Here is a 23058-nt window from a genome sequence, read left to right as displayed (position 1 = left end):
GTACTGGAAGCTTAAAGACTAAGACAGACGCGCGGCGTACGATGCGCCGGCGCGTGTTTGCGCGCGATCAACGGCACGTTGCGTGCCGCCGTGCGGATCCGTTTTCCGAATCGGCCGCGCAGCGTTCGTCGTGCACATGGCCCGCGAACGATACTGAAACCCTGTCACGCCACCCCGGGGCGCGGCACTGGCGACGGGCGACAAGTGGAACGCCGCGCGACGCCGATGCAGTGGGGAAACTTAGACCGTCCGAAATCATGCGTCAAGCGCGCTGCCATTCGTCCGACGAACGCGCCGGATCGGCCGGTCGGCCGCCGCGCGTGTCAGCAGATTCCGATACGCGTCGCGCAATTTCCTGACAGCGACTTCAGCGCGCGCCGCTTGGCAGTGCGCCATCGCCACACGATACTGATCACATGAACCAGGCGTTCATACCCGAACATCGCCCAGCCGGCCATCGAGCCGGCACGCGGGGTTCGGCGCAGGAGACCACCATGGCACATCGCAACTTACCGGGCCACGGCCAGCGGCGCGCGTCGAGCAACGCGCGCGCCCTGCCCGACCGCACCGAGTCGGCCGGCAACCGTCCGTCCGACGACCTCGACACCTTGCTCGCGCTCGCACGCGAGGCCGGATTGCTCGTCACGCTCGACGGGCAGATAGGCCGCGAAAAGTATCAGAGCGTCGTGGGGTCGGTCCTCGCTTTGCAGCGGTTCGCCGCGGCGCTCCACGCGCGAAACGCAGCCGACGCACCAGCCAGGTCGGAGCCGCGTCGCAAGGCTCGCCCAGGCTGGCCGCATGCGAATCGTTTGCGCAACCGCACGTGCAACGCATGCGCACCGCTCCATGTCGTGCATCCGCATGCGCGGGTACGGCGCGGCGCGGACCGCCGGCACGACCAGCGATCGATTCTTCGTACCCTCTGATCGGCGCACGGAAACGACGCACGGCACGGGGCCACGCAATGGTTACGCGTACGATGGCGCGCCGCTCGACGCGGCCGCATTCAACATCATTGCTGCGGGGAAGCGAATTCGATGGGGCAAGGCGGAAAGCGGACGGGGTGACTTGCACCCCGCCCGTCCTCCAAGGCAACCGTCGGTTGCCTACCCTCGTGCCAGAGAGTTCCCGGTCGGATGACGCGCCGGACAAACACGTGGCGCCGCTCCTGAAAACGATGTGACGGCGGCAAGCGCGGTAGCGATCGCTTCCTGCATGCAGGCGCGGTCGGGAATCGCACATGCACGACGGGCCAGCCGCATCGCCGACGTTTCGTCACTGTCTCACGCGATGTGCGCCGCGTTTCTGATGCAGGTCAATCCAAACCCGCTTCGATCGCGATAACGCGGGATTCATTCCGCGCCACGCACCAGCAGCACGGGCACCTGCGCGAGATGCGCGACCCGCCGCGCGACGCTGCCGATCAGCCAGGCGGTGATGCCGCGACGGCCATGCGTGCCGACCACCAGCAGCTCCGCCCGCCAGTGCACGGCCTCGCGCATCAGCGCATGAGCCACGTCGTCGCTGGTCGGACGCGTTTCGACGATGCCGCGCTTGGTCGGATTGCCCGTCGCATGGAGCAGCGGGCCGATCTTCGCGAGCGCATCCTCGCCTTCCGCGCGGTACGCATCCTCGAGCGCGCGCACCGGCACGACATCGGTCAGGCGAACCGCGCGATCGATCACGTACGTCGCATACAGCAACGTCGTCGGCGCCGCGAAGCCGAGCCCGACGCGCAGCGCGTGCAGCGACGGCTCGCTGCCGTCGACCGCGAACATCAGCCGCTGCAGCGCGCCGTCCGACGGCCGTGCATAGGTGCCGGGCACGATCAGCAGCGCACAGCGCGCGCGTTTCGTCAGTGTGTCCGACATCGCGCCTTCGACGAGCCGCAACAACCCGTGATGCGGGTTCGCGCCGATCGCCAGCACGTTCGCGTGCCACGTCGACGTATCGTTCACCAGGGCGTCCGCCACCGAGCCGCCCGTGATCGACGTATCGATGACCGTTCGTTCGACGTCGACGCCGCTATCGGCGAACAGCGCCGCGATCCGCTCGCAGGTGGCTTGCGCTTCGCGCACCATGTCCTCGCGCGCGGACGTCAGCAGCGCGTCGATGCGCGGAATGTCGGGCAGCACGAGGCGCGGATTGTCGATCGCGCACACGATGCGCAATCGCATGCCGGGACGCAGCAGCGTGCGCACGTAACGTGCGGCGGTCAGCGATTCGGGCGTCGGATCGACGGCCAGCGCGATCCGCGCGAGCGTCGGGATGGACAGGGCAGGCTGCATGGCGAAGGTCTCCGTGCGTGCACGTCGTCGCCGAACGACGACGGGGGCTTCGCGCGGCAGCGGCGCCGCCGCGTCGGACCGCCGCCGTGGCCGCAGGATCGGCGGGCTGTCACGCGAAGCGCGGACGAGCAATGCGTTCGTTCAGCATAGGCCGTCCGGCCCGCGCGTGCATGATCGCGATCAACGATCGTGCGGCACCCTGCCTGCGCCGCTTACGGCTTCGTCGGCATCGACGCGGCCGGACGGTTCGCATAGAACAGCGCGTACGCGATGCCGAGCAGCACGATCCACACCGGCCCGATCACCAGCGCGACGCGCGTATCGGGCGTAAACGCCATCAGCACGACGACCAGCACGAGAAAGCCGAGCGCGACGAACGAACCGAGCGGATAGAACGGCACGCGGATCGGCAGGCGCGCGATCTTGTCGGCCGACAGCGTGCGGCGAAAACGCATCTGCGCGATCAGGATCACGCACCACGTCCAGATCGCGCCGAACGTCGATACCGACGTGAGCCACGTGAACACGTGCTGCGGCGCGAGATAGTTGAGCAACACGCCGATCAGCAGCAGCGCGACCGACACGGCCACACCGTACACGGGCACGCCGCTGCGATTCACGCGACCGAGCGCGGCCGGCGCCTGGCCCTGCTGCGCGAGGTTGTAGAGCATCCGCGCGGTGCTGAACAGGCCGCTGTTGCACGACGACAGCGCAGCGGTCAGCACGACGAAGTTGATGATGCCGGCGGCGGCCGGAATGCCGAGGCGCGAGAACGTCATCACGAACGGGCTGCCCTGCGTGCCGATCCGGTCCCACGGATAGAGCGACATGATCACGAACAGCGCGCCGATGTAGAAAATCAGCACGCGCCAGAACACCGAATTCACGGCCTTCGTCAGCGACTTCTCCGGGTTGCGCGCCTCGCCGGCCGTGAGGCCGAGCATCTCGACGCCGAGATACGCGAACATCACGATCGGCAGCGCGGCGATCACGCCGTTGATCCCGTTCGGCATGAAGCCGCCGTGCGACCACAGGTTCGAGATGCCGGTCGCGACACCGCCGTTGCCGATGCCGAACGCGATCATCAGGCCGCCGCCGACGATCATCAGCACGATCGTGACGATCTTGATCAGCGCGAACCAGAATTCGAATTCGCCATACAGCTTGACCGCGATGAAGTTCACCGAGCCCATCGCCAGGAGCGCCGCGAGCGCCCAGATCCAGTTAGGCACGCCGGGGAACCACATGTGCATGTAGACGCCGACCGCCGTGATTTCCGCCATGCAGGTGACGATCCACACGAACCAGTAGGTCCAGCCGGTCAGATAGCCCGCGAGCGGGCCGAGGTAGTCGCGCGCATAGCGGCTGAAGGCGCCGGCGACCGGGTTGGTGATCGCCATCTCGCCGAGCGCGCGCATGATCAGGAAGATCGCGAGGCCGCCCAGCAGGTAGGTCAGCAGGATGGCCGGGCCGGCCGTGCGGATCGCGGTGGCCGAGCCGAGGAACAGGCCGACGCCGATCGTCGCGCCGAGCGCCATCAGGTTGATGTGCCGTTCTTCCAGCCCGCGGTGCAGTTGGTCTTCTGGTTGCTTCAAATTCGTCTCCTGGCAGCCGCGGGCGGGCCGCCGTCATTGTGTCGATGACAATGCGCGACCGTTCATGCCGATTTCGGCAGCCGAAAACGAAATAATCCCCATTGTCGATTTCCGAATAAGAAACGACACGGATGCCGCGTCAATTCGGTTGGAATTGCCGCGGATTATCCGTATTTCCCGGAACAGTCCGGATATACGGATAGGGCCTTTCACGGAATACACCCGACCGACCCGCGCGACGCGGCTGTGCGCGTGACGAGCGGCAACGGGATTCATCGCTTTCGGCGCGAACGAACGCGCGTCGAATGTGCGCAATCGAGCGCACGCAATATGCAGGCGGGATTATAGGGAGGATCGGCGGTTTCACGCCAGGCGATTTTCGGGAAAATCGCGGTGGGTGAAAGCGGTGATTGGATTCGAATGCGCGCGGCGGGCGCGCATTCTTGAGCTCAGACCTCGATTTACGAGACCGACTGCGATGCCGCCAGCTTCGGCGGCGTCGGAGATGCGCACCGGCAGAGGGCGTCGCTGAGGGCTTTGCTATCACCCGCTTACACGAAGTCGTCGCCGATCTGCTCGGGAATGCAGGCCAGTTTCGCCTCCCCGATGAGATTCATATCGCCACCGGTAGCGATGACGCGATCGAACAGGCCAGGATGCGCGCTCACACGCTCAGCGATACCAGCAACGCCGGCTGCATCACTTCGACAACGTCGCCCGCACCGTATACTCGCCTTCCAGCCCACCCTGCTCCGGCCGCACGAAATACCGCGACGAATCGAGATCCGCCGGCAGCGGCTCGACCGGATAACCGTGCTTTTCCCACGCATCGAGGCCGCCCTTCAGCGCCCGGATGTTGTGGATCATCTTCTTGCGCTGCATCTTCGCGATCAGCCGCTTCGCGGTCGCCTCGTTCGGGCACACGCAATAGACGACGATCGGCCGTTTCAGCACTTCCGGATCGAGCAGGTCCGGCGAGTCGAGATCGACCGGCACCGCGCCGGCAATCCGGTACGGCTCGCGTTCGCGAATCGCCTTCGGACGTGCATCGAAGATCAGCGGCGGTTCGTCGGACGTCATCATCTCCACGAGCTGCGGCGGCGAGATGCGCACCTGCGCGAGATAGCGGCGGAACTGCACGCGACGCACCCAGCGGTACAGCAAGAACGTGATGAAGATCGCGAGAAACGCGTCGAGAATCGTGCCGCCGCTCGCGCGCACCCACAGCACGAACTGGACGATCTGGTCGTGAATGGCCGCGCCGCCGATCAGCCAGAACGCCGCCCACAGCGACGCGCCCGCCAGATCCCAGAACAGGAATACGCCGATGCCGATCGCGGTCGTGCCGAGCAGCGGCGCCGACACGAGGCCAAGGCCCGGCAGGAATTTCGACAGCACGAGCAGCGGCGCGCCGTACCTTTCGAATACGTTGCGCGCGAAACGCAGCGTCGTATCGAGCGACAGCGAGAAGCGCACGAGGCCGTTCAGCAGGCGCCGGCCGCGCGTGCGGCCCATGAAGAACCAAAGGGAATCGGCCAGCATCGTCGCGCCGATCGCCGCCGCGAACATGCTGACCCAGGACGCCTGCCCCATCGCCGCCATCGTGCCGCCGAGAATCAGCATCGGCACGGCCGGCACCGGCACGCCGAGCTGCGTGATCAACACGCTCGCGAACACGGCCCACGGGCCGAGCGACGATGGAATAGCGATGGGAAAGTGCCACACGGCGGCGCTCCTGGAAGACATGCGGGCCGCGCGACAGGGCCGTCGGTACGGCGGCGCAACGGCCGCCGCGGCACGTCCGCGATCGACCGATGCATCATGCGCATTCTAAACGGGTTTGGCCTCGCTCGCGCGGAACACCGGCCGGCGGCGCGGGCTTTGCGCGCGGCGTGACGCGACCGTGACGGTCACACGTCGGAGCGCGGCGCGAGTTGTGCGATATGTTCCGCGTAGTCGGGAAACTCGGCCGCCAGCGCGGCCGCATCCGCCAGCTCGAACTCCGCGAACTCGAATCCGGGCGCAACCGTGCAGCCGACGAGCGCGACGTGCTGCGGCGACGCGCAGCGCGCGCCGAACCAGCTTCCGGCCTGCACGACCGTCTGGAACACGGTGCCCGGATGGGTGAGCGGGTTGCCGAGCCGGTGGATCGTCAGCCCGTCGCGCGCATCGAGCACCCACACTTCGATCGGATCGCCCGCGTAGAAATGCCAGACTTCGTCGGAACGGATGCGATGCCACGACGAATACGCGCCGTCGCACAGCAGGTAGTAGATCGCGGTCGACGCGGCACGCGCCGCGCCGTCGGACGGGCGCACGACCGACTCGGTCGCGCGGTAGGTTTCGCGGAAATAGCCGCCTTCGGGATGCGGCTGCAGGTCGAACTGGCGAATCAGGTCGGTCGCGGAAATCGGCATGGCGGATGACGTCGGTAAGGTAGAAAACCGGCATCCGGCCGACTGTCCGATCGCGATTCATGCGCCCGGGTGCCGCCGGATGCCCCTGCGTCGATCGCGGCTGCCATGCACGCGGCGATCGAGCGGACACCGGCCGATGCTGCCAGAACTGCATGCCGGGATGCAACTGCGGACGCGCAATCGCGTATCGGCGATGCGTATCGGCGCTGCTCGCCGCGCCGTGTTGGGCGATTCGACGACGCAGCACACCCGCTCACGCAAGAAGTCCGGAATGCCGCGCGTCAGCCTGCCAACGGCGAGCGCCGGTGCCGCATCGGCCCGCCGTACCGCGTCGGTCACGCAGCCGCCGACGTGCCCGCCTCGTCGTGCCGTACCAGCAGCACCGGCCGGTCGGCCGCACGCAGCAGCGATTCCGCCACGCTGCCGAGCAACAGCCTGCGCAGGCCGTGCCGCCCGCTCGTGCCCATCACGATCAGATCGGCGTCGGCTTCGGCCGCGGTACGCATCAGCACCGTCGCGATGTCCTCGCCGTACGCGTCGAGCGCACGCACCGTGCCTCGCACATGCTGCTGCGCGAGCATCGCTTTCGCTGCGTCGAGTACCGGCGTCGCGGCATCGGTCGCGGCGACATCGCCGTCGTGCTCGGCGGCGAAGCCGGCGTCGACGTCGACGAGCTGCGGCCGATGTTCGACGACGTACGCACACGTCACTTCGCCGCCGGACGCCGTCGCGATCCGGATCGCCTCGTTCAGCGCGAGACGCGCGCTCGGGCTGCCGTCGAGCCCGACGAAAATCCGCTTGTACATGGTCCGTCCCTCCGACCAGGCAGGCGTCGCGCGTTGCGCAACGACGGCCCGTCATCGCAAGCCGGCCCGGCGCCGGCTTGCCTGCCGAACAGTCTGCCCCACGTGCCGGCGCGTGCGTTGACGCGCGTCAACCGCGGCCGGCGCGCGCTGCTTCACGCCTTTGCTGCAATTTCAACCGACCCCATTACAAAAAACGTGTAAAACGCGCACAATTTCATCTTGAAAATAATCGTTGCATGCAGCCGGTGCGAGTTTTCCCCGGTTTTGCCGCGCTGCCCGAGTGCCCCGGGTAGTCCGAACAACAGAATGGCCATCGAATGACCGCCAGTGGAACCCCGACGCGGGACGCCCGAGGGCCCACGCGCCTTCAGATCATGTTACGCCAGCCACTCGCGGCCGGCGTCGTTACGCTGTGCGCGGGTGCGGTGCTATCGCTCGGTGTCGCGCTCCTGGTGCGCGAGCAGTGGCAAGGCGCCGTTCACACGCGTTTCGAACGCCGGACGACGCACGTGACCGCGATGCTGCGGCATGAACTGCAGGCCGGTGCCGCCGTGCTCGAAGGCGCGCGCGGCGCGTTCGGCCTCGTGCCGGACATGACGCCCGGCCAATGGCGCCGGTATGCGGAAACGCTCGATCTCGACAGCGGCCGCTCGCCGGTCCGGCAGATCGGCTATGCGCCGCTGACGCTCGCGGCGCGCGGTGCGCTGGCCGGCACGAAGCCGCTGCCGGCCGATGCGCTCGCGGCAGCGACGCTCAGCGCCCCGGCGTCGAACGCGCCGGTCGTGCGCTTTGGCGCGTTCGACGCGGCGCCGCTCACGCGTGCGCTGCGGACCGGCGATATCGCGCTCGGCGTCCACCCCGCCGACGACGACACCTCCCGCGACGCGCGCACCTTGACGCTGTTCCTGCCCGTGACGACCTCGCCGCTGGCCGCCGCCACGCCGTCCGGCACGCGCGAGGCCGGCGCCGACGGGATGCTGTTCGCGGCGCTGAGCGCGCGGCGCCTGGTCGAGCGCGCGCTCGACGCGGAGCGCGGGATCGATCTGCGGATGACCGCCGGCGGCGATTCGCGCGCGATCGTCAGCGTCGAGACGACGACCGACGAAGCGTCGGCGTCGCCCGACCTGATGCGGCGCACCGACGTGCTGAATTTCGGCGGCACCGCGCTGACGCTCGCCTATTCCGCGGACGGCCGGCCGAGCGCGACCGGCGCGCAGCGCGCGGCCGGCACCGTGCTCGCCGCCGGGCTGATCGCGTCGTTCGGGTTCGCGGCGCTCGTCCATGCGCTGCTGCGCGGGCGCGCCGATGCCGGCGCGAGCAGCCGCGGCATCCTCAACGAGGCGCGGATGATGGGCATCATCCGTTCGTCGATGGAAGCGATCATCACGATCGACGAAACGCAGAAGGTCGTGATCTTCAATCCGATGGCCGAACAGGTGTTCGGCGTGTCCGCGATGGAGGCGATCGGCGCGCCGCTGTCGCGCTTCATTCCCGAGCGGTTCCGCGCCGCACATGCGAAGCACGTCGACCAGTTCGGCGTGACGGGCGTGTCGGAGCGGCAGATGGGCCGCCAGCGCGTGCTGTTCGGGCTGCGGGCCAACGGCGAGGAATTCCCGATCGAAGCGTCGATCTCGCAGATCCGCGACGCGTCGGGCAAGCTTTATACGGTGATGCTGCGCGACATCACCGAGCGGCAGCGGGCCGAGAATGCGCTGAAGCAATCGCGCGAGGAATTGCGCGAATTGTCCGCGAACCTGCAGAACGTGCGCGAAGAGGAAAAAACCCGCATCGCGCGCGAGCTGCACGACGACCTCGGGCAGCAGCTCACCGCGTTGAAGATGGACCTGTCCGTCGTCGAGCAGCAATTGCGCATGCCCGGCCGCGCGCAGCCCGACGAAGGCGTGCAATTGCATCTGCAAGGCATGCGGCGGCTGATCGACGCGACGGTCGCGTCGGTGCGGCGCATCGCGGCCGACCTGCGGCCGGTGATGCTCGACGATCTCGGCCTCGTGCCCGCGATCGAATGGCTCGCGAACGATTTCACGAACCGCTACGGGATCGATGTCGAGCGTCACATCGAAACGGGCGGCCTCACGTTCACCAGTACGGGCGCAACCACGCTGTTCCGCATCGTCCAGGAAGCGCTGACGAACGTCGCGCGTCATGCGGATGCGACGCGCGTGACGTTGCGGCTCGACATCGAGGAAGGCTTTTGCGTGCTGCGCGTCGCGGACAACGGCCGCGGCGCGGCGCCCGGCGGTCCGGCCCACGAGGACAAGTCGTTCGGCCTGATCGGCATTCGCGAACGCGCACACATGCTGGGCGGCACCGTGACGATCGACACCGCGCTCGCGCGCGGCTTCTCGATTACCGTCGCGTTTCCGCTCGGCACCGTTCATCAGGACACGCTCATCACATGATCAAGGTGCTCATCGCCGACGACCATACGCTCGTACGCGACGGTCTGCGGCACATCCTCCAGAACGCCACCGGGTTCGAGGTGGCCGGCGAAGCCTGCGACGGCCCGTCGACGATCGCGCTGGTGCGTGCGACGCCCGCGCAGGTACTCGTGCTCGACCTGTCGATGCCGGGCCGCAACGGCGTCGAGCTGATCAAGCAGATCAAGGACGAGAAACCCGCGCTGCGCGTGCTGGTGCTGACGATGCACGCGGAGCAGCAATACGCGGTGCGCGCGTTCCGCGCGGGCGCGTCCGGCTATCTGACGAAGGAAAGCGCGAGCGCGGAGCTGGTCGGCGCGGTCGCGAAAGTGGCGTCGGGCGGCGTCTACGTGAGCCTCGCGATGGCCGAGCAGTTCGCGCAGAGCCTGAACGAGCCGGCCGAAACGCTGCCGCACCAGCGGCTGTCCGACCGCGAATTCGACGTGTTCCGGCGGATCGCCGCCGGCCAGACGCTGACCGAGATCGCGAATGCGCTGTGCGTGAGCGCGAAGACGGTCAGCACCTACAAGACGCGGATTCTCGAAAAGATGCAGATGCCGCACGAAGCGGCGCTCGTGCGTTACGCGATGCGGCACAAGCTGCTCGACGAAACGGACGACGTGTAACGGACGACGTGTAGCGGACGACGTCTAGCCAGTGTAGTGCGGGCCTCGACGGGCCCGCGCGTGATCGTTACTTCGCGGGCACCGGGCACGCGAGGTCGCCCTCCTCGCAGGACAAATAGCCCTTCAGCGTTTCGGTGCGCGCTTTCGTCAAATCGTCGAGGCAGGTCGATACGACCATTGGATACGCACTGCCGCCCTCGGCATTCGCGCTCGAGAAATGGCATTCGGCATCGCGGTACGCGATCCACGCGCGCTGTGCATTCACGAGCTTGTCGGCAAGCGGACGCGCATCGCGCAGGCGCGCGGTGACGGCCTGGTAAGTCCGGTTCAGTTCCCCGTCGGATTTCTTGTACGCGCGATCGGCACACGCCGTCATCGTCGCCTGATCCGTCGCGTCCGCACAATTCGCCTGCGCATGGGCGACGCTCGCCACCAGCGCCAGCGAGCCCAGCAGACCGGTCAAGACACGCATGGATGCTCCTTGTTGTTCGTTGAAGTTGGAAACCCGGTGCCCTGCGGCGCCCCGTGTGGATTGGCCGCGCTCCCCGCGGCAACATCGACCGCGATGCTAGCGCACGCGCGGCGGATTGTCAGCGGGGGGCCGGGGTTGCAGCCGGACACTCGCTCGGGAACGATTGCGCATGCACCGCAATCACGGTCTCGGGTGCTGCGGGTGGTCGCGGTCGATTGCCCGCGGATCTTGCTCGAACGAACCCATGGAAAGAGAGACTTCCCGGCGTTGGCCCGAACGAACCCATGGGAAGAGAGACCTCCGGTATCGGCGAATATCGGATTGCCCGTCCGACGATTTCGCCCGCCGTGTGCGTCGGTTCGCTGAGCTTCGCATCATGGAAAAAGCCCGCACCCGGAACTGAACCGGATGCGGGCTTTCTCGATACGACGTCAGCCGCGGCCTTCAAGGCCGCGAAACGACGGCTGGCTTAGTGGCCGAAGTACACCGACGAGCGGTCGCTCACGGCCGGCACGACCGCGCGCGGGCCCGACTGCGACGTCGCGACCGGGTTCGAACCGTAGCCGGTTGCGTCGGCTTGCGCACCGGCGTTCTGCGCGGCGATCTTGGCCTGGGCGGCCTGGATGTTTTCCGGATAGTTCATCCAGTCGTTCGGGTTGTAGCCGGCCTTTTCGAGCTGGACCAGCTCGGCGCGCACTTGCGCGCGGGTCAGCGGCTGCTGGTTCGATTGGGCAAACGAGACGACCGGTGCGGCCACCAGGGCGGCCAGTGCAACTGCCTTGATCAGCGATTTCATGATGCGTTACCTCCGGGATTGTTTTGTCAGGCGCTTCGGACTCGAGGTCGTTGCGCATGAGTAGAAGTCTAGGAGGCTCGGCTATCAGGGTAAATACTTAAATCGCAAATTCACTGTTGATCGAAACCGTACAATCGAGCGGGAATAAGTCGTTTCGTCAGATGATTATCGCCGCCTGCGCGCCGAATGCCGCGACACGGCTTCATTACTGCGAAGCACCGGTCGCATCGGGCGCGGCCGGCGCCGGCACCGACGGCGGCGGAGCCGGCACGGCCGAAGGGGCGACGCCGATACCGGCGCTGCTTCCACTCGTGGCACTGGCGCCTGCCGGCGGCGGCGCAGGCTGCGGCTGCAGTTGCGAGGCGCCCGCCGACAGCGCGGCGGCCGATGCGGCCACTTCGGACGCCGGCACCCATTCCTCGACGATACCGCCGGACGCGGCATCCGGCGCCGATGCGGCGGATGCCGCCGACGTCGCACCCTCGTCGGCCTCGGCCGGGCGCTCGATACGCTGCGTCCTGACCGGTGCGCTCGCTTTCTTCGGCTCGGGCGGGAACCATGTGTCGAACAGGTCGGCCGCGCGCTCGCGCAGCGACGCGAACCAGCCGGGCGACGGCTCGGTATCGAATTTCGCCTTGGTATCGACGATCCGGGCGCGCTGCGCACGCTGGAAGAAATCGCCGACGATCGGCAGCGCGCTGTGCGCACCCTGCCCCCAGTAGTCGCTGCGCAGCGTCACGCGGCCGTCGTCGAATCCGACCCACGCGCCAGCGACGAGTCCCGGCTGCATCAGGATGAACCAGCCGTCCGCGTTGTCCTGCGTCGTGCCGGTCTTGCCGGCCACGTCGCCGCGGATGCCGAAGCGCGTGCGGATGCTGCCGCCCGTGCCGCGCGTGACGACATCGCGCATCACGTCGAGCAGCATTTTGTCGGTTTCGGCATCGAGCGCGCGCTCGGGCGGCGCCGGTGCGTATTCGGCGAGCACGTCGCCCTGGCGATTCTCGATGCGCGTGACCATCTGCGGCTCGACGTACAGCCCGCCGTTCGCGATCGTCGCGTACGAGGCGACCATTTCCTTCAGCGTGACCGGGCTCGTGCCGAGCGCGAGCGACGGCACGCGTTCGAGCGGGCTTTCGCGCACGCCCATGTCGCGCGCCAGCCGCGCGACGGCGGCCGGGCCGATCTTCTCCATCACCTGCGCGGTGATCCGGTTGCGCGACAGCGCGACCGCGTCGCGCAAGGTCATCGGCTTGCCCGTAGGCGGCACGTCGTCGTTCGGCCGCCAGATCTCGCCGCCTTTCAACGGGATCTCGACCGGCTGGTCGATGAACGTGTCGTCCGGCTTCATCCCACTCGCAAACGCGGCGCCATAGACGAACGGCTTGAACGTCGAGCCCGGCTGACGCCGCGCCTGCGCGACGTGGTCGAACGGCTCACGGGTGAAGTCGCGGCTGCCGACCCACGCGCGGATCTGCCCGTCGCGCGGATCGATTGCGAGGAAGCCGGCCTGCACGTCGGTCTTCGCCTTGCACAGCGCATGCAGGAAACCGCGGTCGGCCGCGAGCATCTTCATCGCCGCCGCGTCGTCCTTGCCGGAGTCCTGCGCCGCCTTGTACTCGGGCGATTCGCGCATGAAGGTGCGGAACACCTCGTTGTCGGTGCCGCAGCCGTCGCGGCCGCTCCATGCGTTGTTCGCGATGCCCTGCAACTGATTGCCCTGCAGCGTGAGCGCCTGCGTCGCCATCTGCTGGAGGCGCGAATCGATCGTCGTGCGCACGATCAGCCCGTCCGAGTAGATGTTGTAGTCGTTGCGGTCGGCCCACGCGATCAGCCATTTGCGCAACTGCTGCGCGAAATGCGGCGCCGGCCCGGGCGGCTCCTTCTGGCGTTCGAAGTCGATGCGCAGCGGCCGGCGCTGCAACTGCGCGAACTGCGCCGGCGACAGCTTGCCGTACTTCACCATCTGGCCGAGCACCGTGTTGCGCCGCTGCAGCGCGCGCTCGGGGTTCAGCACCGGGTTGTAGTAGCTGTTGCCCTTCAGCATCCCGACGAGCGTCGCGCTGTCGAGCACGTCGAGTTCGTCGGCCGACTTGTCGAAATAGGTGCGCGCGGCCATCTCGACGCCGTACGCGTTGTACAGGAACGGCACCGTGTTCAGGTAGGTCTCGAGGATCTGGTCCTTGCTGTAGACGGCCTCGATCTTCAGCGCGGTGATCGCCTCCTTCACCTTGCGCGTGAGCGTCGGCGCGCGGCCGATCTCGTCCGGATACAGATTGCGCGCGAGCTGCTGCGTGATCGTCGAGCCGCCCTGGCGGCTGCCCGAGAACGTATGGAGCGCGGCCGACGCCGTGCGCTTCCAGTCGAGGCCATGGTGCGCGTAGAAGCGGTGATCCTCGGTCGCGATCAGCGCGTCGACCATGTGCGGCGAGATCTGCTCGAGCGGCACCCATTCCCGGTTCGACGGCTTGAATTCGGCCAGCAGCTTGCCGTCGGCCGACAGCACCTGCGCCGGCTGGTCGACGCGCGCCTTGCGGATGTCGCCGATGCCCGGCGTGAATGGAACGAGCACGACCACATACGCCGCGAACAGCGCCGGCACGGCGGCGGCTGCGAGCAGCACGCCGCGGCGCGTCGGGTGGCGGACATGGTGCCACGCGGCGGCGGCGAGAGGCTTGACCCGCGCGACGGCGGCTGCCGCGACAGGTTGGGCGCGCGCGACCCATCTGGCACACAAGGCACGCACTGACGACACGTTTCGGCGATTCACGCGGGTGGAGCTCGGCTGAAAAGGCTGCATCGTACCAAACTCGCGCGGCCGTCCGACCCACGGCGGCGCTGGGCCGGCACACGGCGATGCGGTTTCGCGACGGCGCCGACGCAAAAAAGGCGCGTGCTCCGCGACCGGAACGACGCGCCAAACCTGGTACCACAACCTGAACGCCGCGCGAGGGGACGCAGCGAGGACGCGACGGCGGCGCGACCGGCGCTGCGGCTCAGCGCACGAGAAATCCGTACGTGAGCGGATCGCGCTCGTCGACGATCCAGTTCGCGAACCCGCAGATATGCGCGCTGCCTTCCACTTCCGGGATCACGGCCGGGATATCGCCGACCGTCGTTTCGCGCAGCACGCGCCCCTTGAAGACCGTGCCGACGATCGATTCGTTGACGAGCGTGTCGCCCGCCGCGAGCAGCCCGCGCTGGTAGAGCTGCGCGACGCGACCGCCGGTGCCGGAACCGGTCGGCGAGCGGTCGACCTCGCGATCCGCGAACACGCAACAGTTCGCCTGCGTCGAACCCGCGTGGCGCGGCGCGTTCGCGATGATCGTGCCGTAAATGTGGTTGATTTCCGGGATATCCGGATGCACGACCGGATACTTCACGTTCGCGGCCGCCTTCACTTCCGCGCCGAAGCGGATCAGTTTTTCGACCGCCGATTCGCGCACCGGCAGGTCGAACGGCGCGCCGTCGACATAGAAATAAAACGCGCCGCCATACGCGATGTCGCCGGTCACGGTGCCGAACGACGGCGTGTCGACCGACACGTCGCGCCGCCAGATGAACGACGGCACGTTGACGAAGCGCACAGGCCCGGCATGTTCGCCGTCCCATTTGACGAAGGCCTCGATGAAGCCGCACGGCGCGTCGATGCCGACCCGCGTCTCCGGCACCGTGCGCTGCACCCAGCCGAGTTCGACGGCCGCCGTCGACAGCGCGATCACGCCGTGTCCGCAATGGTCGCTGTAGCCTTCGTTGTGCACGAAGATCACGCCGAAATCCGCATTCGGCGACACGGGCTCGGTCAGGTAGCCGCCGTACATGTCGGCATGGCCGCGCGGTTCGAACATCAGCGCGCGGCGGATCTCGTCGGCGTTCTCCTTGAGCCACGCGCGGCGCTGGACGATCGTGTCGCCGGGCAGCCGCGGCAGCCCGCTCGTGACGATGCGGAACGCCTCGCCGCCGGTGTGCGCTTCGACGGTGGAAAGGGAGCGGGAAATTTTCATGGGGATCGAATGCGTTGAAACGAAGGACGGCGGCGCGGCCGCCGTCCGGTGACGGGTGGGTGCGGCGATTACTTCGCGTACGGTTGCGGCAGCCCGTTGCGGATCACGTAGACGGTGGTCGGCGCGCCTTTCAGGTCGCCGTTCGCGTCGAACGAATAGGTGCCCGCGACACCCGCGTAGCTCGACTTCGCGAGCTGCGCGATCAGCTTCGCCTTGTCGGTGGTCGTGCCGGCCTTGACCATCGCGTCGGCGAGCAGCTTCACGCCGTCGTAGTAATTGACGCCGTAGACCTGCGTATCGGTGTGATAGGCGTCGTGGTATTTCTTCAGGAATTCGCGGCCGGCCGGCGTCTTCTCGAGCGCGACACCGCCCTGCGCGCAATAGACGATCGACGCCGCCTCGCCCGCGACCTTGCCCATGTCGGCCGAGCAGATGCCGTCGCCGCCGAGCAGCTTCGCGCGCAAGCCCCGCTGCTTCATCTGCCTGGCCATCGGCGCGCCCTGCGCCGCATAGCCGCCGAGGAAGATCACGTCGGGGTTGGCGGCCTTGATCTTGGTGAGAATGCCGAGGAAATCGGTGGCCGACGAATTCGTGTATTCCTGGTCGACGATCTTGATGCCGTTCGCCTTCGCGACGTTCATGAACTGCTCGGCGACGCCCTGCCCGTACGCGGTGCGATCGTCGATCACGGCGGCGGTTTTCGCGTTCAGCGTCTTCGCGGCGAACGTGGCCATCGTGCCGCCGAGTTGCTCGTCGCTCGCGCCGATCCGGAAGATGTTCTTGAAACCCTGCCGCGTGAGTGCCGGGTTCGACGCGACCGGCAGGATCGGCACGCCGGCGTTCGCATACACGCGCGAGGCCGGAATCGCGACGCCCGAGTTGTACGGCCCGAGCACCGCGACGACACCCTTGTCGACGAGGTTCTGCGCGACCTGTACGCCGGCTTTCGGATCGGCCTGATCGTCCTCGGAAACCAGTTTGAACGTAACGGTCTTCCCGCCGACCTTCACGCCAGCCTTGTTGAGCTCGTCCACCGCGAGCCGCGCGCCGTTTTCGTTGTCCTTGCCGTTGGCGGCCTGCGGGCCCGTCAGCGGCGCCGAATGGCCGATCGTCACGACTTCCTGCGCGTGCGCGGAAGTCAGCGCGCCGACGGCAGCAGCCACCGAGAGCACGGTCGTGAGGTGTCGCATGATGTCTCCTGATTGGTTTTGTATGAAACCAATGTAGGACACACGTGGTCACATCGCAAGCAATTTCAAAATATTCCGGATATTTTGGTCATTTAGAGGACCAGATAGAAGTGCGTGCAGGCGTGCTACTTCGGCGCGATATCGCGCCGCACGCGGCGAATGTGCTGTTCGACATAGAACGCGGCCGCATCGGCGTCGCCGGACACGATCGCCTCATAGATCAGCCGGTGTTCGGACACATAGAGCCGGATCCGGCCCGCGTCGTAGATGCCGTCGTCCTTCAGCCGCTTCCACAGCGGCTGGTCCATCGTCTTCGCGACTTCGTCCGCGATCTTCACGATCAGCGCATCGCCGGTCATCAGCGCGAGCTGTCGATGAAACAGCCGGTCGCTCTCGTTCCACAGCGCACGCTGGTGTGGATCGTCGACGTCGGTGATGGTTTCCATCTGCGCGAGATAGCGCTCGGCGCCGGCGTCCGCGCGGGCATGGGCGGCCGCGAGGCGCGCGATCGCGGGCTCCAGGATCAGCCGCACGTCGAGCGTCGACGTCGGGCTGAAGTCGGCCTCGGAGGCCGTGTGCGCGTCGCCGCGCTGCGCGAGCACGTCGAGCGGCGCCGCGACGACGTAGGTGCCCGAATTGCGCTTCGTGAACACGAGCCCTTCGTTCTGCAGCGCGCCGAGCGCTTCGCGCACGGCCGGCCGGCCAACCTGGAACAGCGCCGCGAGTTCGCGCTCGGACGGCAGCCGCGATTCGGCCGCGTACCGTCCCGCGCGGATCTCGTCGCGGATCTTTTCGGCTACCTGCTCGTAGATCTGCAGCGGCCTGAAACCGCCTTCGAGTGAGTCGGGACGCGCGGACATCATCGTATGGCTCCTGCCCGTTCGCGGGCGTGGATCTGGAATGGGTTCGCACTATACCGGAGCGGCGCGGCCAGCGCGGCAGCGGCGAGCCTTCTGGCCAGATATTAGAACCAAAATCCACGAAACGCTTTATTTTCTGGGTTGCGGGTGCGCCAGAAAGTGGTATAGATTCGATCCACTGCCCTGTGTCACGGTATCCGGCAGATCTGTGGCGGGCGCGGCATGCGTCCGCCGTTCACGCTCACCGACGCCCACGACGTACACGATGACCGCCTCTTCCCCGCTTCCCGTTTTCGACGCGACCGATACGGCCGCGCTGCTCGACTACCCGGCGCTGCTCGCCACGCTCAGGCAAGCGGTCGTCGAATATGCGGCGGGCGACATCGTCAGCCCCGAACGCCTGGTCGTGCCGCTGCAAGGCGGCGGCGTGATGCTGTCGATGCCGTCGAGCGCCCACGACCTGGCGAGCCACAAGCTCGTGAACGTGTGCCCCGGCAACGGCGCACGTGGGCTGCCGACGATCCTCGGCCAGGTCACCGCGTACGACGCCACCACCGGCGCAATGCGCTTCGCGCTCGACGGCCCGACGGTCACCGGCCGCCGCACGGCGGCGATCACCGCGCTCGGCATCCAGGCGCTGCATGGCGCCGCACCCCGCGACATCCTGCTGATCGGCACCGGCAAGCAGGCGGCCAATCACGCGGAAGCGCTCGCGGCGATCTTTCCGGAAGCGCGCCTTCACGTGCGCGGCACGACAGCGGACAGCGCGGCCGCCTTCTGCGCCGCCCACCGCACGCATGCACCGCGACTCGTGCCGCTCGACGGCGATGCGGTTCCCGATGCGATCGACGTGGTCGTCACGCTGACGACGAGCCGCACGCCCGTCTACCGCGAAGCCGCGCGCGAAGGCCGGCTCGTGGTCGGCGTCGGCGCGTTCACCGCGGATGCCGCCGAGATCGACGCGAGCACGGTGCGTGGCAGCCGGCTCGTCGTCGACGATCCGGCCGGCGCGCGCCACGAAGCCGGCGATCTGATCGTTGCGCAGGTCGACTGGCGGCACGTCGCATCGCTCGCCGACGTGCTGAACGGCACGTTCGCCCGCGGCGGCCCGCTGCTGTTCAAGAGCGTCGGCTGCGCCGCGTGGGACCTGGCCGCGTGCCGCACCGCGCGCGACGCGCTGGCCGCGCGCCGCGCCGGCTGACCCGCACGCGCAACCGTTCACGCCGCACACGCGGCATCGCATCGCCGGAGCCACGCCGGCGGTTTCCCGTACGCGGTGTAGGAAACGCCCTACACCGTGTCGACGCGGCCTACACGAAGTTCCAATTCGGCCGATTTCAATTTCGGCGGCGCAACACGATACTGCCGGCATGAATGCCAGCCTGTCACCCACCGCGCTCAGGGTGTTCCTCGTCGATCACGCAGTCGCCGTTCGCCAGCGGATCGCGCTGCTCGTCGGCGCGATCCGCGGCGTCGTCGTCGTGGGCGAAGCGGAAGACGGCCAGGACGCGTGGACGCATATCCGCAGCAGTCGCGCGGACGTGGTGATCGTCGACGTGCGGCTCGCGGACGGCAGCGGCCTCGACCTGATCGGGATGCTGTCGAAGGCCACGCCGCGCATCGTCACGATCGTGCTGACGAATCATTCGGCGCCGGCATTCAGGGAGGCATGCGCGACGGCGGGAGCCGACTATTTCTTCGACAAGACGGTCGAATTCGACGCCGCGTGCCGTGTCATCGAATCCCTGGTGCACGCTCGCGTGCACCGCCCCTGACGAGCCGGAGCGACTCATGTCCACCGCCACCGCCTGCGCCGCCGACGTGTCCGTCGTATCCCGGCCCACGATTGCCCTGCGCCCGGCCGCACGCGCCGACGCCATCAAGCATCCGGCCGCCCGCTGCTCGGCGTGCGCGATGCGCTCGATGTGCCTGCCGCCGCACCTGACGGCCGCCGAATACGGCCGTCTCGACGCGATCATCTGCACGACGCGACAGGTTCGCCAGGGCGACGCGCTGTTTCGCACCGACGATCCGTTCCAGAGCATCTATGCGGTGCGCGCGGGTTCGTTCAAGACGGTGATGATGCATCGCGACGGCCGCGAGCACGTGACGGGCTTCCAGATCGCCGGCGAAACGCTCGGGATGGACGGCATCGGCGGCGGCCAGCACTGCTGCGACGCGATCGCATTGGAAGACAGCGTGGTGTGCATCATTCCGTTCGGCGCGCTCGAAGCCGCGTGCCGCGAAATGAAGCCGATGCAGCACTTCCTCTACCAGATGCTGAGCAGCGAAATCGTCCGCGAATCGAGCCAGATGCTGCTGCTCGGCACGATGTCGGCCGAGCAGCGCGTCGCGCATTTCCTGCTGAACCTGTCGTCGCGGTTCGAGGCGCGCGGCTATTCGGCGACGGAATTCAACCTGCGGATGACGCGCGAGGAAATCGGCTGCTATCTCGGGATGAAGCTCGAAACCGTCAGCCGGATGTTCTCGCGGTTCCATCGCGAAGCGCTCGTCGAAACGCGCGGCAAGCGCGTGCGCATCATCGACGCGCAAGCGCTCGCGCAGGTCTGACGTACGGCGCACGACCGTCGGCGCGGCATTACCGCATCGTGTCGCCCGTCGCCGCGTCGCGCAGCGCCGCCGTTGCGGCGCCCGCCTGCCACGCGATCAACGCCTGCTCGGCCTGCGCGAACGCGCGGCGCAGCGCATCGTCCACGTCGGCGCCGACGCACGGCGGCAGCGATCGGAGCGTCGCGCCGTGCATCGTCAGGTCTAGCCGCACGTCGTACAGACGCACGCCATCGGCCACCATGCGCGATTCGATCGCGAGTTGGCAGCCATCGATCAACGCGCGAAACCGTTCGAGCCGCACCAGTTGCGCGCCGGCTTCGGCTTCGATCGCTGCCGAACCCGTGAATCCGAGACAGGCGATCTGCATGCCCACGCCCATGTCGCCCTCCTGACGGGGCCGCCTGCTCGTCGACCGCCTTGCATGTGCCGGCCGCCTCACGATGGCGCAGCACGTGTTTCCCGTGGCGCGGCGCGCATGTTTCGATCGCGGCCGGCCGATGGCCTGCCCGCGCGTCGCCGGCGCGGAACCGTTCATACGTTGAAGGTCTGCGATGCCTTCATCTCGATCCACGTCATGCCGGCCCGCAACCCTTCGATCATCGCCTCGCGCTCCGTCGGATACGCGTGGCTGTGCTCGAACGTATGATGAAACCGCGCGGCGCCGGCGCCGTGCTCGACCGATACGCGGCAGCGGAACTCGCCCGATTCGCACGGGCGCGTCTCCACTTCGACCGACCAGTCGCGTTCGTGAATGTTGCCCTGCAGTGTCATGCGCCCTCCTGCGGTATCAGCCTTCGAGCCGAAAGTGCCCGCTGTGCAGCAGCACCGGCCGGCCGCCGATTTCCTCGAGCATTCGTCGTGCCATCGCCTCGATGGCCGGCCGGTGCGCGTCGAATGCGCTCAGCAGATCGCGTTCGAGCAGCGACCGCGCGCCGAAATGGTCTTCCAGCGCCTCGGCGGTGACCGCGCACTGGACGCAACGCCCGTCCACCAGCGCGGAAAACGCGACGACCAGGTCGCGCGCGCAGTATTCCGGCGGCTCGGGCGGGAAAGTGATGTGCATCTGTCGGCCTGTCATCGTCGCGATGGCTCCATGACGAGAGCATAGTGGTGCGCGCGACCGCGCGCTTGACCCACGTCAACCGGTTCGCTGCACCGCACGATCGCGGTGCGGCCGCCCGACGCCGCTTCAGCCCGCGTCGGGCTCGATCGCCGCGCCGCGCTCCGCGAGCAGCTCGCGCAGCACGCTGCGGTGGCAACGGCGCTCGTCGTCGCAGTAGCAGCCGATCGAGAGCGCGGTGGTCGCCGACAGCGCGGCCAGCAGGTCCAGCACCTTCGCCGGATCGCCGTGCGCCATCTCCGCGCGGAAGTGGCGCTTGAACGCCTTCCATTCGGCGTCGGTTTCGGCGGCCTGCGCCTGCGCGACGAGCTCGGGGCTCGGCGACAGCGTCGGCAACCATACATCATAGTAGTTGCGCGACGCGAATTCCGCCTTCGGCACGCCGCGCGGCGGCCGCCGCACCGTGCCGATCCGCAGGCCTTCGCCGGCCGCGCGCGGCGTGCCGAGCTGGATGATCCGGATGCCCATGTCGCTCCTCTGCTCCCCTGTCTTGCATACGATCCCGTGATCGTACCGCCCCGTCTGCCCGCGCGTCAGCCGGGCACCGCACATGACGGCTGCCCAACAAAAAACCGGCTGCTCCCGCGACGGGATACAGCCGGTTCCGCATCGTGCGTGGCGCGCCGCCGCGCCGCGTTCAGACGCCGCTCTTCAGCACCTTGCCGATCGCGTCCGCGACGATGCCGACGTTCGAGTCGTTCAGGCCCGCGACGCACATCCGGCCCGAGCGCAGGATGTACACGCCGTGCACCTCGCGCAGCGCGTCGACCTGCGATTCGGTCAGGCCCGTATACGTGAACATCCCGCGCTGCTTCACGTAGCGCGTGAGTGCTTCGCCGCTCACGTGGTCGCGCAGGCCGTCGTGGATCGACTGGCGCATCCTCGCGATACGGCGGCACATCGCCGACAGTTCCTCCTCCCACTGTTTGCGCAGCGCCGGCGTGCCGAGCACGGCCGCGACGACCTTCGCGCCGTAGGTCTGCGGGTTACTGTAGTTCGAGCGCACGGCGCCGGCCAGTTGGCCGAGCACGCGGTCGGCCGCGGCCGCGTCTTCGCAGACGACGCTCAGGCCGCCCACGCGCTCGCCGTACAGCGAGAAATTCTTCGAGAACGAATTCGCGACGAGCGTCGGCACGCCGCGGCGGGCCAGCTCGCGCACCGCGAACGCGTCCGCGTCGAGGCCCGCGCCGAAGCCCTGGTACGCCATGTCGACGAACGGCAGCAGCCCGCGCGCCTCGATCACGTCGATCAGCTTCTCCCACTGGCCTTCGTCGAGATCGACGCCGGTCGGGTTATGGCAGCACGCGTGCAACAGCACGATGCTGCGCGCCGGCAACGCGTCGATCGCCGCAAGCATCGCGTCGAACTTCAGGCCGCCCGTCGCCTCGTCGTAGTACGGGTACGTGTTCACCGTGAAGCCGGCGCGCTCGAAGATGAAGCGGTGGTTTTCCCAGCTCGGATCGCTGAGCCACACCTGCGAATCCGGGAAATAGCGCTTCAGGAAATCGGCGCCGACCTTCAGCGCGCCCGAGCCGCCGAGCGTCTGCAGCGTCGCGATGCGGCCGGCCGCGCGGGCCGGGTGATCGGCGCCGAACACCAGCGATTGCACGGCGTCGCGGTACGCGGCCAGGCCGACCATCGGCAGGTACGGCTTCGGGCCGCTGTCGCGCTGCAGCGCGGTTTCGGCTTCGCGCACGGCGCCCATCACAGGAATCCGGCCTTCGGCGTCGAAATAGATGCCGATGCTCAGGTTGACTTTCCGATCGCGCGGATCTTTCTGGAAGTTCTCGTTGAGCGTCAGGATCGGGTCACCCGGGTACGCGTCGATGTGTTCGAACATGGCTTGAGTCGGTCTCGTTTGGAAGAAGGGTCGGTCGT

General features: G+C 67.7%; 24 protein-coding genes. 7 read left to right on the top strand and 17 right to left on the bottom strand.

From position 1 onward, the window contains the following. Positions 1-494 precede the first annotated feature (494 nt). A complete protein-coding gene (locus WT97_RS09645; RefSeq protein ID WP_059505236.1) occupies positions 495-926 on the top strand; it encodes a hypothetical protein in 432 nt (143 codons plus the stop codon). Between the two features lie 426 nt (positions 927-1352). On the opposite strand, the gene WT97_RS09640 is transcribed toward WT97_RS09645, so the two are convergent. The 6 genes from WT97_RS09640 to WT97_RS34055 all read right to left on the bottom strand — a co-directional run bounded on the left by WT97_RS09640 (position 1353) and on the right by WT97_RS34055 (position 7420). Then, the gene (locus WT97_RS09640; protein ID WP_060353308.1) at positions 1353-2288 is read right to left on the bottom strand and encodes a universal stress protein; all 936 of its coding nucleotides are present in this window, start codon (positions 2286-2288) and stop codon (positions 1353-1355) included. Positions 2289-2500: 212 nt separating this feature from the next. Continuing rightward, a complete protein-coding gene (locus tag WT97_RS09635; RefSeq protein WP_059505232.1) occupies positions 2501-3883 on the bottom strand; it encodes an amino acid permease in 1383 nt (460 codons plus the stop codon). A gap of 699 nt (positions 3884-4582) precedes the next feature. Further along, positions 4583-5608 carry a DedA family protein/thiosulfate sulfurtransferase GlpE gene (locus WT97_RS09630; protein WP_050011042.1) on the bottom strand — a complete coding sequence of 342 codons (1026 nt, stop codon included), beginning with the start codon at positions 5606-5608 and terminating at the stop codon, positions 4583-4585. Positions 5609-5793: 185 nt separating this feature from the next. Next, on the bottom strand, positions 5794-6300 hold the full coding sequence (locus WT97_RS09625) for a cupin domain-containing protein (RefSeq protein WP_060353307.1): 507 nt from the start codon (positions 6298-6300) through the stop codon (positions 5794-5796). Between the two features lie 335 nt (positions 6301-6635). Next, positions 6636-7106: a universal stress protein gene (locus tag WT97_RS09620; RefSeq protein ID WP_059505227.1), complete on the bottom strand. Its 471-nt coding sequence runs from the start codon at positions 7104-7106 to the stop codon at positions 6636-6638. A gap of 152 nt (positions 7107-7258) precedes the next feature. Further along, positions 7259-7420: a hypothetical protein gene (locus WT97_RS34055; protein WP_156440240.1), complete on the bottom strand. Its 162-nt coding sequence runs from the start codon at positions 7418-7420 to the stop codon at positions 7259-7261. Positions 7421-7423: 3 nt separating this feature from the next. Between WT97_RS34055 and WT97_RS09615 the strand changes: the two genes are divergently transcribed. Beyond that, positions 7424-9526, top strand: a complete 2103-nt coding sequence (locus tag WT97_RS09615) for a PAS domain-containing sensor histidine kinase (RefSeq protein ID WP_060353306.1) — start codon at positions 7424-7426, stop codon at positions 9524-9526. Then, positions 9523-10170 carry a response regulator transcription factor gene (locus WT97_RS09610; protein ID WP_034204855.1) on the top strand — a complete coding sequence of 216 codons (648 nt, stop codon included), beginning with the start codon at positions 9523-9525 and terminating at the stop codon, positions 10168-10170. The genes WT97_RS09615 and WT97_RS09610 overlap by 4 nt, the downstream gene beginning before the upstream one ends. Positions 10171-10237: 67 nt before the next feature. On the opposite strand, the gene WT97_RS09605 is transcribed toward WT97_RS09610, so the two are convergent. Beyond that, a complete protein-coding gene (locus WT97_RS09605) occupies positions 10238-10642 on the bottom strand; it encodes a lysozyme inhibitor LprI family protein (RefSeq protein WP_059505223.1) in 405 nt (134 codons plus the stop codon). 284 nt (positions 10643-10926) lie between these two features. On the opposite strand from WT97_RS09605, the gene WT97_RS34050 reads away from it, so the two are divergent. Next, on the top strand, positions 10927-11115 hold the full coding sequence (locus tag WT97_RS34050) for a hypothetical protein (protein WP_156440239.1): 189 nt from the start codon (positions 10927-10929) through the stop codon (positions 11113-11115). Here WT97_RS34050 and WT97_RS09600 read toward each other — a convergent pair. The 5 genes from WT97_RS09600 to WT97_RS09580 form a co-directional block, all read right to left on the bottom strand. Beyond that, on the bottom strand, positions 11112-11438 hold the full coding sequence (locus tag WT97_RS09600) for a DUF4148 domain-containing protein (protein ID WP_060036121.1): 327 nt from the start codon (positions 11436-11438) through the stop codon (positions 11112-11114). The two genes, WT97_RS34050 and WT97_RS09600, sit on opposite strands and share 4 nt — an antisense overlap. A gap of 205 nt (positions 11439-11643) precedes the next feature. After that, positions 11644-14235, bottom strand: a complete 2592-nt coding sequence (locus WT97_RS09595) for a penicillin-binding protein 1A (RefSeq protein WP_060353305.1) — start codon at positions 14233-14235, stop codon at positions 11644-11646. 196 nt (positions 14236-14431) lie between these two features. Beyond that, positions 14432-15439: a trans-3-hydroxy-L-proline dehydratase gene (lhpH, locus tag WT97_RS09590; protein ID WP_060353304.1), complete on the bottom strand. Its 1008-nt coding sequence runs from the start codon at positions 15437-15439 to the stop codon at positions 14432-14434. Between the two features lie 68 nt (positions 15440-15507). Then, positions 15508-16629: a branched-chain amino acid ABC transporter substrate-binding protein gene (locus WT97_RS09585; RefSeq protein ID WP_059505216.1), complete on the bottom strand. Its 1122-nt coding sequence runs from the start codon at positions 16627-16629 to the stop codon at positions 15508-15510. A gap of 125 nt (positions 16630-16754) precedes the next feature. Then, positions 16755-17492 (bottom strand): FadR/GntR family transcriptional regulator, encoded by a 738-nt coding sequence (locus WT97_RS09580; protein WP_059505215.1) that lies wholly within the window; start codon positions 17490-17492, stop codon positions 16755-16757. A 262-nt stretch (positions 17493-17754) separates the two neighbouring features. Here WT97_RS09580 and lhpI point away from each other — a divergent pair, with 262 nt between their 5' ends. The 3 genes from lhpI to WT97_RS09565 all read left to right on the top strand — a co-directional run bounded on the left by lhpI (position 17755) and on the right by WT97_RS09565 (position 20060). Beyond that, complete coding sequence (gene lhpI / locus WT97_RS09575; protein ID WP_059505213.1) at positions 17755-18690, top strand: bifunctional Delta(1)-pyrroline-2-carboxylate/Delta(1)-piperideine-2-carboxylate reductase; 936 nt, start codon at positions 17755-17757, stop codon at positions 18688-18690. Positions 18691-18859: 169 nt separating this feature from the next. Continuing rightward, on the top strand, positions 18860-19264 hold the full coding sequence (locus WT97_RS09570) for a response regulator transcription factor (RefSeq protein ID WP_059505211.1): 405 nt from the start codon (positions 18860-18862) through the stop codon (positions 19262-19264). A 16-nt stretch (positions 19265-19280) separates the two neighbouring features. Next, entirely contained in the window at positions 19281-20060 is a 780-nt protein-coding gene (locus WT97_RS09565) for a helix-turn-helix domain-containing protein (protein WP_059505209.1), read from the top strand. A 28-nt stretch (positions 20061-20088) separates the two neighbouring features. Here WT97_RS09565 and WT97_RS09560 read toward each other — a convergent pair whose 3' ends face one another. From WT97_RS09560 to WT97_RS09540, 5 genes are all read right to left on the bottom strand, one after another. After that, a complete protein-coding gene (locus WT97_RS09560; protein WP_059789466.1) occupies positions 20089-20439 on the bottom strand; it encodes a hypothetical protein in 351 nt (116 codons plus the stop codon). A gap of 152 nt (positions 20440-20591) precedes the next feature. Next, positions 20592-20831 (bottom strand): hypothetical protein, encoded by a 240-nt coding sequence (locus WT97_RS09555; protein WP_006479066.1) that lies wholly within the window; start codon positions 20829-20831, stop codon positions 20592-20594. 16 nt (positions 20832-20847) lie between these two features. Beyond that, complete coding sequence (locus WT97_RS09550) at positions 20848-21138, bottom strand: DUF1488 domain-containing protein (protein ID WP_034204866.1); 291 nt, start codon at positions 21136-21138, stop codon at positions 20848-20850. 111 nt (positions 21139-21249) lie between these two features. Then, a complete protein-coding gene (locus WT97_RS09545; RefSeq protein WP_059505205.1) occupies positions 21250-21648 on the bottom strand; it encodes a DUF488 domain-containing protein in 399 nt (132 codons plus the stop codon). Between the two features lie 169 nt (positions 21649-21817). Beyond that, a complete protein-coding gene (locus WT97_RS09540) occupies positions 21818-23020 on the bottom strand; it encodes an amino acid aminotransferase (protein WP_059505203.1) in 1203 nt (400 codons plus the stop codon). Between the last annotated feature and the right edge of the window lie 38 nt (positions 23021-23058).

It is taken from the genome of Burkholderia sp. MSMB1459WGS (assembly GCF_001534535.1).
In the GTDB taxonomy this organism is placed as follows: Bacteria; Pseudomonadota; Gammaproteobacteria; order Burkholderiales; family Burkholderiaceae; genus Burkholderia.
Note: the sequence above shows the minus strand (reverse complement) of the source record. Positions and strands in the feature narration are given on the sequence as shown.

Excerpts from the sequence above, each read along its gene's own strand:
- WT97_RS09545 (WP_059505205.1), bottom strand. The coding sequence starts at position 21,648 with ATGGGCATCCGGATCATCCAGCTCGGCACGCCGCGCGCGGCCGGCGAA.
- WT97_RS09550 (WP_034204866.1), bottom strand. The coding sequence starts at position 21,138 with ATGACAGGCCGACAGATGCACATCACTTTCCCGCCCGAGCCGCCGGAA.
- WT97_RS09605 (WP_059505223.1), bottom strand. The coding sequence starts at position 10,642 with ATGCGTGTCTTGACCGGTCTGCTGGGCTCGCTGGCGCTGGTGGCGAGC.
- lhpI (WP_059505213.1), top strand. The coding sequence starts at position 17,755 with ATGACCGCCTCTTCCCCGCTTCCCGTTTTCGACGCGACCGATACGGCC.
- WT97_RS34055 (WP_156440240.1), bottom strand. The coding sequence starts at position 7,420 with ATGGCCATTCTGTTGTTCGGACTACCCGGGGCACTCGGGCAGCGCGGC.
- WT97_RS09565 (WP_059505209.1), top strand. The coding sequence starts at position 19,281 with ATGTCCACCGCCACCGCCTGCGCCGCCGACGTGTCCGTCGTATCCCGG.
- lhpH (WP_060353304.1), bottom strand. The coding sequence starts at position 15,439 with ATGAAAATTTCCCGCTCCCTTTCCACCGTCGAAGCGCACACCGGCGGC.
- WT97_RS09585 (WP_059505216.1), bottom strand. The coding sequence starts at position 16,629 with ATGCGACACCTCACGACCGTGCTCTCGGTGGCTGCTGCCGTCGGCGCG.
- WT97_RS09560 (WP_059789466.1), bottom strand. The coding sequence starts at position 20,439 with ATGGGCGTGGGCATGCAGATCGCCTGTCTCGGATTCACGGGTTCGGCA.
- WT97_RS09610 (WP_034204855.1), top strand. The coding sequence starts at position 9,523 with ATGATCAAGGTGCTCATCGCCGACGACCATACGCTCGTACGCGACGGT.
- WT97_RS09620 (WP_059505227.1), bottom strand. The coding sequence starts at position 7,106 with ATGTACAAGCGGATTTTCGTCGGGCTCGACGGCAGCCCGAGCGCGCGT.
- WT97_RS09595 (WP_060353305.1), bottom strand. The coding sequence starts at position 14,235 with ATGCAGCCTTTTCAGCCGAGCTCCACCCGCGTGAATCGCCGAAACGTG.
- WT97_RS09625 (WP_060353307.1), bottom strand. The coding sequence starts at position 6,300 with ATGCCGATTTCCGCGACCGACCTGATTCGCCAGTTCGACCTGCAGCCG.
- WT97_RS09615 (WP_060353306.1), top strand. The coding sequence starts at position 7,424 with ATGACCGCCAGTGGAACCCCGACGCGGGACGCCCGAGGGCCCACGCGC.
- WT97_RS09645 (WP_059505236.1), top strand. The coding sequence starts at position 495 with ATGGCACATCGCAACTTACCGGGCCACGGCCAGCGGCGCGCGTCGAGC.
- WT97_RS09580 (WP_059505215.1), bottom strand. The coding sequence starts at position 17,492 with ATGATGTCCGCGCGTCCCGACTCACTCGAAGGCGGTTTCAGGCCGCTG.
- WT97_RS09570 (WP_059505211.1), top strand. The coding sequence starts at position 18,860 with ATGAATGCCAGCCTGTCACCCACCGCGCTCAGGGTGTTCCTCGTCGAT.
- WT97_RS09540 (WP_059505203.1), bottom strand. The coding sequence starts at position 23,020 with ATGTTCGAACACATCGACGCGTACCCGGGTGACCCGATCCTGACGCTC.
- WT97_RS09600 (WP_060036121.1), bottom strand. The coding sequence starts at position 11,438 with ATGAAATCGCTGATCAAGGCAGTTGCACTGGCCGCCCTGGTGGCCGCA.
- WT97_RS34050 (WP_156440239.1), top strand. The coding sequence starts at position 10,927 with ATGGGAAGAGAGACCTCCGGTATCGGCGAATATCGGATTGCCCGTCCG.
- WT97_RS09640 (WP_060353308.1), bottom strand. The coding sequence starts at position 2,288 with ATGCAGCCTGCCCTGTCCATCCCGACGCTCGCGCGGATCGCGCTGGCC.
- WT97_RS09555 (WP_006479066.1), bottom strand. The coding sequence starts at position 20,831 with ATGACACTGCAGGGCAACATTCACGAACGCGACTGGTCGGTCGAAGTG.